Raw genomic sequence first — 12,053 nt, forward strand, 5'->3', positions numbered from 1 at the left:
AAGGTATTATCTTATGCGCGCCGAAGCGCAGGCACATGTCGACACGATCAAGGATGCGCTCGCGCTGCTGCGCCGCTTCCTCAACTGGGACCAGGCGCTGCGGCGGCTGGACGAACTGAACGCGCGCGTCGAGGATCAGGCGCTGTGGAGCGATCCCAAGGCCGCGCAGGATGTGATGCGCGAACGCCGCCGGCTGGATGAGGCGATCACCGCCACCCGCGCGATCGAGAGCGAGCTTTCCGACACCGTCGAGCTGATCGAAATGGCCGAGGCGGAGGGCGATACCGAGATGGAGACCGAGGCGGTCGCCAGCCTGGGAACGCTCGCGAAACGCGCCGACAGCGACAAGATCAAGGCGCTGCTGGCGGGTGAGGCCGACGCGAACGACACCTATGTCGAGGTGAACGCGGGTGCGGGCGGCACCGAAAGCCAGGACTGGGCCGGCATGCTCAGCCGCATGTACACCCGCTGGGCCGAACGCCACGGCATGAAGGTGGAGCTGATCGACCAGCATTCCGGCGAACAGGCCGGCATCAAGTCGGCGACGCTGCTGCTGAAGGGCGAGAACGCCTATGGCTATGCGAAGACCGAGAGCGGCGTGCATCGGCTGGTGCGCATCAGCCCGTACGACAGCGCGGCGCGGCGGCACACCAGCTTCGCCAGCGTCTGGGTCTATCCGGTCATCGACGACGATATCCAGGTCGAGGTGAACGACGCCGACCTGCGCATCGACACCTATCGCGCATCGGGTGCTGGCGGACAGCACATCAATACCACCGACTCGGCGGTGCGCATCACCCATCTGCCGACCGGCATCGTCGTGCAGTGCCAGAACCAGCGATCGCAGCACAAGAACAAGGCCGAGGCCTTCAACCAGCTGCGCGCGCGCCTGTACGAGCGCGAACTGGCGGAGCGCGAGGCGATCGCCAACGCCGAGAACGCGACGAAGACCGACATCGGCTGGGGCCACCAGATCCGGTCGTACGTGCTGCAGCCGTATCAGCTGGTTAAGGACCTGCGCACCGGTGTGACCTCGACCGCACCCGGCGACGTGCTGGACGGCGATCTCGACGCGTTCATGGCGGCGGCGCTGTCGCAGCGCGTGACCGGCGAGGCGGTCGAGGTGGAGGACGTCGATTGATCGGGCGGGCGGCCATCCTGTCCGGCCTGTTGCTCGCCGCCTGTTCGGGCGAGCCGGTGCGGCTGGGCAACAAGCATGACGAAGGGTCGCGCTTTCCCGCCGCCGACCGGCCGGTCGCGAAGATCGTGTCGGCGCGCTGGTCGACGGAAGAAGCGCGCGACCGGCTGAACGAGGCTGAGGCGGTGATGAACCGCGCGCGCATTGCCCCCGGCATGACGATCGCCGATATCGGCGCGGGCGAAGGCTATTACACCATCCGCCTCGCCAGCCGGGTCGGACCGAAGGGCCGTGTGCTCGCCGAGGACATCGTGCCCGACGTCCGCGACGCGCTCGCCAGCCGCGTCGCGCGCGAGCAGTTGAAGAACGTCAGCGTCCGGCTGGGCGAGGCCGACGATCCGAAGCTGCCGGCGAACAGCTTCGATCGTGTGCTGATGGTCCACATGTATCACGAGATCGCGGAACCCTACGAGTTCCTGTGGCACCTGCGCCCGTCGCTCCGGCCCGACGGGCTGGTCGTCGTGGTGGATGCCAACCGCAGCACGCAGAACCACGGCACGCCGCCCGCGCTGCTGGCCTGCGAATTCGCCGCGGTCGGATACGAGCGCGTCGCGCAGGAGGCGATGCCGTCCGCCGGCGGCTATATCGCGCTGTTCCGGCCGAAGGGGGAGCGCCCCGCCCCCGAAGCGATCATCCCCTGCCGCACCGCGCCCGCGCCGGTCGCTACGGCGACGGGCGCGCATTCGGGCAGTTAGGTCTATCGGGCCCGTGCTCCCGCGAAGGCGGGAGCCCAGGGTTACGAAGGGGGACGCGTGAGACTCTGGGCTCCCGCCTGCGCGGGAGCACGATGGTCAGAAGAACGGGCGTCGCCGCCCTATACCGCCCGCATCGCCTCCGCGGTCAGCGTCAGGCTGCGCTTGCGTGCCGCGAAGTCGTAGATCGAACTCGTCAGGATGATCTCGTCCGCCCCCGTCCGCGCGATGAAGGCGGCGATGCCGCGCGCGACGGTGTCCGGCGTGCCGACCGCAGTGCATTCGAGCACGCCGTCGAGCATCGCCGCGGCGTTGGGGGGCAACGTCTCGCGATAGCCCGGCTTGGGTGGCGGCAGGCGGATGCCGGTGCCGGTGGTGCGGATCGCGACGAATGCCTGCTGCTGCGACGTGGCGAGCAGCTGCGCTTCCTCGTCCGTGTCCGCCGCAATGACGTTGTAGGCGGGCATGAAGTGTGGCTTGTCGAGCACCGCCGAGGGGCGGAAGTCGCGCCGGTAGATCGCGGCAGCGGCATCGAGCGACGCCGGCGCGAAGTGCGACGCGAACGCGTAGGGCAGGCCGAGCATCGCCGCGAGCTGCGCGCCATAGGTGCTCGACCCCAGCACCCACAGCGCGACGTTCGCGCCGCCGCCCGGCGTCGCGTGGATGCCGGTGCGCCCGTCGTCGGCGAACAGGCTCTGCAACTCGACGACGTCCTGCGGGAAGGCGTCGGGTGAAGTCTCCAGCGAGCGCCGCATCGCATGCGCGACGCGCTGGTCGGACCCCGGCGCGCGGCCGAGACCCAGGTCGATCCGCCCGGGGTGAAGCGCGTCGAGCGTGCCGAACTGTTCGGCGATCACCAGCGGAGCGTGGTTGGGCAGCATAATGCCGCCCGCCCCGACCCGCATCGTCGAGGTCGCGGCGGCGATATGGCCGATGACGAGCGCCGTCGCCGCGCTGGCAATACCGGGCATGCCGTGATGTTCGGCGACCCAATAGCGGGTGAAGCCGAGCGCCTCGGCATGCGCGGCCAGCGCCGCGGCATTGGTGAGCGCATCGCCGACGGTGCCGCCTTCGAGGACGGGGACGAGGTCGAGGAACGAATATGGGGTCATGCAACGGGATGTAGGAAGGCGCGCCGAGCCTGCCAGAAAAGAAAAGCTTGGGTGGTCGGCAGCCTGCCCGACCCCAAACGTCACCCCGGACTTGTTCCGGGGTCCACCGCGCGGCGAGCGGTGACGGTGATAATCGCGCACGACGCGGACGGCATGGTGGACCCCGGAACAGGTCCGGGTTGACGGTTGCTTTGAACGCCCGCGAGAACCTTCCCTTCTGCCGCACCCTCCCCTAAGCGCACCCGCGATGCGCACCGATCTCGCCCATATCGACGCCTGGATCTTCGATCTGGACAACACGCTCTATCCGGCCAGCTCGAACCTGTTCGTCGAGGTCGAGCAGCGGATGACCACCTATATCGAGACGCTGACCGGCCTGTCGCGCGCGGAGGCCGGGGTGTTGCGCGAACGCTGGTTCCATGAACACGGGACGACCGTCGCCGGGCTGGTCGCGAACCACGACGTCGATGCTCGCGCCTTCCTTGAGCATGTCCACGACGTCGAGATGGACGTGCTGGAGCACAATGCCCCGCTCGCCGCGCTGGTTGCGCGGTTACCGGGGCGCAAGCTGGTCTTCACCAACGGCGACCTGCCCTATGCGCAGCGCGTGCTCGGCCGGCTGGGGCTGGGCGACAGTTTCGAGGGCATTCACGACATCCACGCGATGCACATGCTGCCCAAACCCGCGCCGTCCGCCTATGCCGGGCTGTGCGCGGCGCACGACATCGCGCCCGCGCGCGCCTTCTTCGCCGACGACATGATCCGCAACCTCGCGCCGGCGAAGGCGATCGGCATGACGACATTGTGGATCGATGGCGGCACCGCCCAGGGAGGACATGAGCGCGGCGGGCATGGTGCCGGCGATTTCATCGACTATACGACCGCCGACCTGACCGGCTGGCTGGCCGATTTGCTTGGAGACGCACCGTGACCGACCTGCAGACCATCATCGACGCCGCGTGGGACGATCGCGCCAGCCTGTCGACCGCGACCACCGGCGCGGTGCGCGACGCGGTGGACGCGGCGCTTGCGCTGCTGGATGCAGGCGAGGCGCGCGTGGCGGAGCCGGACGGCGAGACGTGGCGCGTCAATCAGTGGCTGAAGAAGGCGGTGCTGCTGTCGTTCCGACTGAACGACAATGCGGTGATGCCCGGCGGCTATTTCGACAAGGTTCCGCTGAAGTTCGCCGACTGGGACGATGCGGCCTTCCGCACCGCCGGCTTCCGCGCGGTGCCGGGCGCGGTGGTGCGCCGCGGCGCCTTCATCGGCCGGAACTGCGTGCTGATGCCGAGCTTCGTCAACATCGGCGCCCATGTCGGTGAGGGCACGATGGTCGACACCTGGGCGACGGTCGGCAGTTGCGCGCAGATCGGGCGCAATGTCCATCTCTCGGGCGGCGCGGGCATCGGCGGCGTGCTGGAGCCGTTGCAGGCCGATCCGGTCATCGTCGGCGACGGCGCCTTCATCGGCGCGCGCGCCGAGGTCGCGGAGGGCGTCCGCGTCGGCGAGGGCGCGGTGCTGTCGATGGGCGTTTACCTCGGCGCCTCGACCCGCATCATCGACCGCGCGAGCGGCAAGGAATATCGCGGCGAGGTGCCGCCCTATGCCGTGGTCGTACCGGGCAGCGCACCCTCGGCCAGCGGCACCGGCCCCAACCTCTATTGCGCGGTGATCGTGAAGACGGTGGACGCGCAGACGCGATCGAAGACGGGCATCAACGAACTGCTGCGGGATTGAGCGAGAGCGAAGGGCTTCGGTAACGATCGGTCGCTAGAAACCTTGGCATGATCGGCGCGATCGTCCTTGCCCTGCTGCTGCTCAATGCCGTGACCTTTGCCTGTTTCGGTGCGGACAAGCGGCGGGCGGAGTCGGGCATGCGCCGCATCGCGGAGGCGGACCTGCTGAAGCTGGCGTTCTTGGGTGGGACGCCGGCCGCCTATCTCGCGCGTCGCCATTTCCGGCACAAGACGCGCAAACAGCCATTCTCGACGCATCTCGCCCTGATCGCGATGGTGCAGGCGGGCGTCGGCGGCGGGCTGGCGTGGAGCGCGCTCGCCTACGCCTGAGACGGCGCGATCTTCGCGATACCCAACCGCGGGATCTCGATCGCCGGGCAGCGATCCATCACCACCTTCAGCCCCGCCGCTTCCGCGCGCGCCGCGGCGGCGTCGTTCACCACGCCGAGCTGCATCCACACCGCCTTCGCCCCGATCGCGATCGCCTCGTCGACCACATCGCCCGCTGCATCGCTGCGGCGAAAGATGTCGACGATGTCGATCGGGTCGCCCAGCTGCGACAGCTCACGGAACACGAATTCGCCGTGGACATGTTCGCCGGTGATCTGCGGATTGACCGGTATCGTGCGATAGCCGTGGTCCTGCATCATCTGCATCACGCCGTAGCTCGGGCGGTTCGGCCGGTCCGACGCGCCGACGACGGCGATCGTCCGGGCGTTCTCGAGCAGGTCGCGGATATCCTCGTCGCTGGTCAGCGGCATCCTATCCTCCGTTGGCGACGAGCCAGTCCGCGACCCGTTCCGCCACCGCATCGAACGCCGCGGCATCCGCACCGTTCCCCGCCGCCGGCGGCGTGCCGTCGTCGGAGGCGCGGCGCACCGCGATGCTCAAGGGGATGCGGCCGAGGAAGGGGATGCCCAGCCCCGCCGCCGCGCTCTCCGCCCCGCCCGATCCGAACGGGTCGGACGTCTCGCCGCAGTGCGGGCAGGCGTAACCGGCCATGTTCTCGATCAGGCCGATGATCGGCACCCCCGCCTTCACGAACAGGTCGATCGCGCGGGTCGCGTCGATCAGCGCCAGATCCTGCGGGGTCGAGACGATGACGGCCCCGGCCGGGCGGTGCTTCTGGATCATCGTCAGTTGCACGTCGCCGGTGCCGGGCGGCAGGTCGAGGATCAGCGGATCGGCCGCTCCCCAATGCGCATCCAACTGCTGCCCCAGCGCGTTCGCCAGCATCGGCCCGCGCCACGCGATCGCCTGACCCGGCGGCACCAGCATGCCGATCGAGGTAATCGGCACGCCCTCGGGCGTCGCCACCGGGATCATGCGATTGTCGCGCGCTTCGGGCCGCACGCCCTCCACCCCGAACAGCCGCGGCTGCGACGGGCCGGCGATGTCGGCGTCGACCAGCCCGACCGCCCGCCCCTTCCGGTGCAACGCGACCGCGAGATTGGCCGAGACGGTCGACTTGCCCACGCCGCCCTTGCCGCTCGCCACCGCGATCAGGCGGCGCTGCGTGCGCGACGCCGTACGCGCGACCCGGACCTCGGTCGCACCCACTGCCAGCGCCGCCGCCCGCGCCTCGGCCTCGCGCGCATCGGCATCGGCGGGGGACAGGCCGGTCACGTCGAGGATGATGCTGGCGCGGCCATCGGCGAGGCGCGCGGTCGCGCCGGCAGGAAGGCCCGGTATCGTCGGTTCTGGGGTCATCGACGCGATTTAGGACGCATCCGCGACACCGCCACTGTTTTTCCTCGGGGGAGGCACCTATACACACCGATATGAGATGGATGGACGGATGGCGCTCCCCGGCGGGCGTTCTGCGGAACGAGCCCCCGAAGAGCCCGTGGGGCGGCAAGCCCAGCGGCGGCGGGGATTCGGGTAACGGCGGCGGCGACGGCGGCCCGCGCAACCCCTGGGCCTTCCCGCCCGAGGGCGGCAAGCCTGCGCGCGGTACGTCCAGCACGCTCGACGAACTGCTGAAGCGCGCCAAATCCGGCGGTGGCGGCGGCAAGGGCGGCGGCTTCGGCGGCCTGCCCGGCAATTTCGGCGGCGGCAAATTGTGGGCGATCGGTGCGGCGCTGATTGCGGCGCTCTGGATCGTCTTCACCAGCTTCCACGCGGTCAGCCCGCAGGAACGCGGCGTCGTCACTTTCTTCGGCAAATATGCCGGCACGCTGGAGCCGGGCATCCGCATGACGCTGCCCGCGCCGTTCAACTCGGTGGTGACCGAGGATGTGCAGAACATCCGGTCGGAGGCCTTCCCGGCCAGCGGCAACGGCGAGAATCTGATGCTGACCAGCGACCAGAACATCGTCGATCTCGCCTACGCCGTCCGCTGGAACATCGCGAACCTGCAGGATTACGTCTTCCAGATCCGCGATCCCAAGGAGACCGTCCGCGCGGCGTCCGAAAGCGCGATGCGCGAAGTCGTGTCGTCGGTGACGCTCGATCAGGCACTCGGCGCCGGGCGCACCGTGATCGAGGCGCGCGTGCAGGAGCGTACGCAGCAGCTGCTCGACGACTATAATTCGGGCGTCCGCATTCAGGGCGTGGCGATCAGCAAGGCCGATCCGCCCGCGCAGGTGAACGACGACTTCAAGGCGGTCAGCGCGTCCCAGCAGGAAGCGCAGGCCAATCTGAACAACGCCCGCGCCTATGCGCAGCAGGTGCTCGCCCGCGCGCAGGGCGAGGCCGCGCAGTTCGACAAGATGTACGAACAGTACAGGCTCGCACCGGAAGTGACCCGCCGCCGCATGTATTACGAGACGATGGAGCAGGTGCTCGCCAAGTCGAACAAGACGATCATCGAGGCGCCGGGCGTGACCCCGTACCTGCCGCTGGGCGAGGTGCGCAAACCGCTGACCGAACCGCAGGCGACGACGACCACGCCACCCGCCGTCCAGCAGGCACCGACGCAGGGGGGCGGCCAATGACCTGGCTGCGCAACCCGATGGCGGCGGGCATCGTCGCGCTCGCCGTGCTGATCCTGCTCGCCAGCACCTTCGCGATCGTGCCGGAGACGAAGCAGGCGGTGATCCTGCGGTTCGAACAGCCGGTCGGCCGGCCGATCAACAACTACGTCGCCGGCCAGGACTTCGGCCGCACGGGCGCGGGCATCATCGCCCGCATCCCGTTCATCGACAAGATCGTGTGGGTGGACAAGCGCGTGCTGGACGTCGATCTCGACAACCAGCAGGTGCTCTCGACCGACCAGCTGCGCCTGTCGGTCGACGCCTATGCCCGCTTCCGCATCGTCGATCCGCTGAAGATGGTCATCACCGCGCGGACGGAGGAGGGCGTCACCAACGCGCTCCAGCCGCTGTTCTCGTCGTCGCTGCGCGCCGAACTCGGCAAGCGCGACTTCGCGGTGCTGCTCTCGCCCGAACGCGGCGAGGTGATGGACAATATCCAGACCCGGCTGCAGCGTCTCGCCAGCCAGTACGGCGTCCAGATCGTCGACGTGCGCATCAAACATGCCGACCTGCCCGACGGCACGCCGCTGGAATCGGCGCTGAACCGCATGCGCACCGCCCGCCAGCAACAGGCGCTGACGATCCGCGCGCAGGGCCAGCGCAACGCGCAGATCGTCCGCGCCGAAGCCGATGCCGGCGCGTCGAAGATCTATGCCGACAGCTTCGGCAAGGATCCGTCCTTCTACGACTTCTATCGCGCGATGCAGTCGTACCGGTACACCTTCGGCGCCGACGGCGCTGCCGATCAGGGCCGCGGCGGTACGTCGATCATCCTCAGCCCGCAGAACGGGTATCTGAAGGAATTCCAGGGACGCTAGCAGCACGCGCCCTCCCTTCCCGCGGGGGGAGGGCGTTGTGCTTCTTTGCGGTCATTCCTACCTTTCGACGTATCTGCAGAACCATTCATCTTCAGTGAGCGTTCAGCAAAACGGCCCTACCCCGGCCATGCTCATCGACAGAGCTTGAGAGGACAGAACCGACCGTGCGTTACGCCTACGCCCTTACCGCAGCCCTCCTCCTCGGCGGCACCGCCGCGACCGTGGCCCTGCAGCCGCCCGCCGGCGCGCAGGTCGCCCAGAACGAACCCGGCATGATTACCGCCGCTGCGCCACGCGCCGGTGCGCCGATGAGCTTTGCCGACATGGTCGCCAAACTGCAGCCCGCGGTCGTCAACATCTCGACCAAGCAGACCATCGTCCAGCAGCAGCAGACCAATCCCTTCGCGGGCACGCCGTTCGGCGACCTGTTCGGCGGCGGTCAGGGTGCGGCGCCCGGCGCCCCGCCCGTGAAGCGCGAGGGCGCGTCGCTCGGTTCGGGCTTCATCATCTCGGCGGACGGCTATGTCGTCACCAACGCGCACGTCATCCGCCCCGGCGCGCGCGGCGCGACGGTCGATTCGATCACGGTAACCCTGCCCGACCGCAAGGAATATACGGCCAAGGTGATCGGCAGCGATACGCAGTCCGATCTCGCTCTGCTGAAGATCGAGGGCGCCAACCTGCCGTTCGTGAAGTTCGGCGACTCCAGCAAGACCCGCGTCGGCGACTGGGTCGTCGCGATCGGCAATCCGTTCGGCCTCGGCGGCACGGTCACCGCCGGCATCGTCTCCGCCACGCACCGCGTGACCGGTCAGGGCGGCGCCTATGACCGCTTCATCCAGACCGATGCCTCGATCAACCAGGGCAATTCGGGTGGCCCGATGTTCGACCTGAACGGCAACGTCATCGGCATCAATTCGCAGATCTTCTCGCAGACCGGCGGCAACATCGGCATCGGCTTCGCCATCCCCGCCGAGGAAGCGCGCCCGATCATCGAGACCTTCATGAAGGGCGGCACGCTCAGCCGCGGCTATATCGGCGTGCAGCTGCCGCCGGGTGGCGGCTCGATCGACGACGACGCGGCGGCGGCGCTCGGCCTGCCGAAGGGTCAGGGCGAGCTGATCTCCGGCGTCACGCCGGGTGGTCCGGCGGCGAAGGCCGGCCTGCGCGCCGGCGACGTCGTGGTGCGTATCAACAATCAGGCGGTGACGCCCGACCAGACGCTGTCGTACCTCGTCGCGAACGTGAAGCCCGGCTCGGCGGCTCGCTTCGACATCGTGCGCGAAGGTCGTCCGCAGACAGTGAACGTCACGCCGGTCCCGCGTCCCAGCGAGGAACAGCTGGCCGCGACGATCGGTGGCGGCGACGACAGCGGCGGCTTCGGCGGCGACGACGACAGCGCGACGCCGTCGGCACCGGCTGCTGCCGGCAGCGCGCTCGGCATGACGGTGCAGCCGCTGACGCCGGGTATCGCCCGCGCGGTCGGCGCCGATCCAGCAACGCAGGGCGTGGTCATCGCCACGGTGGAATCGTCCAGCGATGCGTCTGGCAAGCTGCGTCGCGGCGACATCATCAGCGCGGTGAACGGCACGCCCGTCCGCACTGCGCAGGAGTTCAGCACGGCGGTCGCCCGCGCCAAGGCCGCGAGCCGGCCGCAGGTGCTGCTGCTGGTCCAGCGGGGCCGCGGCCCCGCCGGTTTCATCGGCGTCCGCATCAAATAACACCGACCCTATCGGGGCCATCGTGTTTCGCGCTATCCCTCCCGTCGCAATGCGACGGGAGGGATTTTGCGTCATGGCCGACTCGATCTTCATCGGTGCCAGCGCCGCGGGGGTGCGACAGGAGCTGCACCTGCGCCGCGCCAATCGTCACGGCCTGATCGCGGGCGCGACCGGCACCGGCAAGACCGTGACGTTGCAGGGTATCGTCGAGGGCTTCTCGCGCGAGGGCGTCGCCTGTTTCGTGGCGGACGTGAAGGGCGATCTGTTCGGCCTCGCCATGTCGGGATCGCCGCAGTCGAAGACCCACGCCATCTTCGCCGCCCGCGCCGCCGAGATCGGGCTGACCGACTGGACCTATGCCGAGACACCGGTGCAGTTCTGGGATCTGTTCGGCGAACAGGGCCATCCCATCCGCACCACCGTGTCGGAAATGGGTCCGCTGCTGATCGCGCGCCTGCTCGATCTCAACGAGGTGCAGGAGGGGGTGCTCAACATCGCCTTCCACGTCGCCGATCAGGACGGGCTGCTGCTCCTCGACCTCGATGATCTGCAGGCGATGCTCGCCGAATGCGCGAACCGCGCGGACGAACTCACCGTCACCTACGGCAATGTGTCGAAGGCGAGCGTGGGCACGATCCAGCGCGCACTGCTCCAGCTGCGCGCCCAGGGCGGCGAGCATTTCTTCGGCGAACCCGCGCTCGACCTCAGGGACATGATCGGCACCGACGACCGCGGCCGCGGCATCGTCAACATCCTCGCCGCCGACAAGCTGATGGCGAATGGCAAGTTGTATTCGACGTTTTTGCTCTGGATGCTTTCCGAGTTGTTCGAAACGCTCCCGGAGATTGGCGATCCCGACAAACCGGTTTTGGCCTTCTTTTTCGACGAAGCGCATCTACTTTTTTCCAGTGCGCCGAGAGCGCTTCTGGAAAAAGTCGAACAGGTCGTCCGCCTGATCCGGTCGAAGGGCGTCGGCGTCTATTTCATCACGCAGAACCCGATCGACATCCCCGACACCGTCGCCGCGCAGCTCAACAACCGCATCCAGCACAAGCTGAACGCCTTCACCCCGCGCGACCAGCAGGCCGTTCGCTCGGCGGCCGAGACGTTCCGCGCCAACCCCGGCGTCGACGTCGCCACCGCGATCACCGAGCTGAAGGTCGGCGAGGCGCTGGTCTCCCTGCTCCAGCCCGACGGCGCCCCCGCCCCGGTCGAGCGCACGCTGATCCGCCCGCCCTCCTCCCGCGTCGGCCCGGTGACCCCGGTCGAGCGCGGCGTGCTGATCCAGACCGACGCGATCGGCGCGAAATACGACACGCTGGTCGACCGCGAGAGCGCCGAGGAGTTGCTGGCGGCGAAATCGAACGAAGCCGCTGCCGCCGCCGCCGCCGCCAAGGCTGCGACCGAGGCCGACAAGCAGGCGGCGCAGCAGGCGAAGGCCGATGCGCAGGCGGCGAAACAGGCCGAGCGCGATCGCTTGGCTGCCGAAAAGGCCGCCGACCGCGAAGCCCGCGCGCAGGCCCAGGCTGCCCGCGCCGCCGAGCGCGAGGCGGCCAGTTCCCCGTGGAACAAGGCGGTCACGTCTGCCACCCGCTCCGCCAGCTCCACCGTCGGCCGCGTGATCGCAAACGAGGTGACCGCCGCGGTGCTGGGGAAGAAGACCCGCGGGCGATCGTCGGCGGGCGGGGGTCTGCTGGGCGGGCTGGTGCGCGGGGTGCTGGGGGGGTTGTTCCGGGGGTGATCGGCCAGCCCTCTCCCACCTGCGGGAGAGGGTTGGGTGAAGGCCTGTTCTACGGTACGC

12 protein-coding genes are annotated in these 12,053 nt (G+C 68.9%); 9 read left to right on the top strand and 3 right to left on the bottom strand.

Annotated elements, in window-relative coordinates; all coding sequences use genetic code 11:
- Positions 1 to 13 precede the first annotated feature (13 nt).
- Positions 14 to 1,141, top strand: a complete 1,128-nt coding sequence (gene prfB / locus ACX40P_RS12810) for a peptide chain release factor 2 (protein WP_459126742.1) — start codon at positions 14 to 16, stop codon at positions 1,139 to 1,141.
- Complete coding sequence (locus ACX40P_RS12815; protein ID WP_459126743.1) at positions 1,138 to 1,893, top strand: class I SAM-dependent methyltransferase; 756 nt, start codon at positions 1,138 to 1,140, stop codon at positions 1,891 to 1,893. Before prfB ends, ACX40P_RS12815 begins: the two co-directional genes overlap by 4 nt.
- Before the next feature lie 119 nt (positions 1,894 to 2,012).
- Here ACX40P_RS12815 and ACX40P_RS12820 read toward each other — a convergent pair whose 3' ends face one another.
- Positions 2,013 to 3,002 (bottom strand): LLM class flavin-dependent oxidoreductase, encoded by a 990-nt coding sequence (locus ACX40P_RS12820; RefSeq protein ID WP_459126744.1) that lies wholly within the window; start codon positions 3,000 to 3,002, stop codon positions 2,013 to 2,015.
- A 247-nt stretch (positions 3,003 to 3,249) separates the two neighbouring features.
- On the opposite strand from ACX40P_RS12820, the gene ACX40P_RS12825 reads away from it, so the two are divergent.
- The 3 genes from ACX40P_RS12825 to ACX40P_RS12835 are packed head-to-tail and all read left to right on the top strand — an operon-like array spanning position 3,250 to position 5,068.
- On the top strand, positions 3,250 to 3,933 hold the full coding sequence (locus ACX40P_RS12825; RefSeq protein WP_459126745.1) for a pyrimidine 5'-nucleotidase: 684 nt from the start codon (positions 3,250 to 3,252) through the stop codon (positions 3,931 to 3,933).
- A complete protein-coding gene (gene dapD / locus ACX40P_RS12830; protein WP_459126746.1) occupies positions 3,930 to 4,739 on the top strand; it encodes a 2,3,4,5-tetrahydropyridine-2,6-dicarboxylate N-succinyltransferase in 810 nt (269 codons plus the stop codon). The genes ACX40P_RS12825 and dapD overlap by 4 nt, the downstream gene beginning before the upstream one ends.
- 47 nt (positions 4,740 to 4,786) lie before the next feature.
- Complete coding sequence (locus ACX40P_RS12835) at positions 4,787 to 5,068, top strand: DUF1294 domain-containing protein (RefSeq protein ID WP_459126747.1); 282 nt, start codon at positions 4,787 to 4,789, stop codon at positions 5,066 to 5,068.
- Here ACX40P_RS12835 and ACX40P_RS12840 read toward each other — a convergent pair.
- Both ACX40P_RS12840 and ACX40P_RS12845 read right to left on the bottom strand, forming a co-directional pair.
- On the bottom strand, positions 5,059 to 5,499 hold the full coding sequence (locus tag ACX40P_RS12840) for a CoA-binding protein (protein ID WP_459126748.1): 441 nt from the start codon (positions 5,497 to 5,499) through the stop codon (positions 5,059 to 5,061). The genes ACX40P_RS12835 and ACX40P_RS12840 overlap by 10 nt on opposite strands.
- 1 nt (position 5,500) lies before the next feature.
- Positions 5,501 to 6,448, bottom strand: a complete 948-nt coding sequence (locus ACX40P_RS12845; protein ID WP_459126749.1) for an Mrp/NBP35 family ATP-binding protein — start codon at positions 6,446 to 6,448, stop codon at positions 5,501 to 5,503.
- Between the two features lie 71 nt (positions 6,449 to 6,519).
- Between ACX40P_RS12845 and hflK the strand changes: the two genes are divergently transcribed.
- From hflK to ACX40P_RS12865, 4 genes are all read left to right on the top strand, one after another.
- Positions 6,520 to 7,674, top strand: coding sequence for a protease modulator HflK (hflK, locus tag ACX40P_RS12850; RefSeq protein WP_459126750.1), 1,155 nt, complete (start codon positions 6,520 to 6,522; stop codon positions 7,672 to 7,674).
- Positions 7,671 to 8,531 carry a protease modulator HflC gene (gene hflC / locus ACX40P_RS12855; protein ID WP_459126751.1) on the top strand — a complete coding sequence of 287 codons (861 nt, stop codon included), beginning with the start codon at positions 7,671 to 7,673 and terminating at the stop codon, positions 8,529 to 8,531. The genes hflK and hflC overlap by 4 nt, the downstream gene beginning before the upstream one ends.
- Positions 8,532 to 8,695: 164 nt before the next feature.
- Positions 8,696 to 10,252: a Do family serine endopeptidase gene (locus ACX40P_RS12860; RefSeq protein WP_459126752.1), complete on the top strand. Its 1,557-nt coding sequence runs from the start codon at positions 8,696 to 8,698 to the stop codon at positions 10,250 to 10,252.
- Positions 10,253 to 10,325: 73 nt separating this feature from the next.
- Positions 10,326 to 11,993: a helicase HerA-like domain-containing protein gene (locus ACX40P_RS12865; RefSeq protein WP_459126753.1), complete on the top strand. Its 1,668-nt coding sequence runs from the start codon at positions 10,326 to 10,328 to the stop codon at positions 11,991 to 11,993.
- The last annotated feature ends 60 nt before the right edge of the window (positions 11,994 to 12,053 follow it).

The organism is Sphingomonas sp. RS2018 (assembly GCF_054489605.1).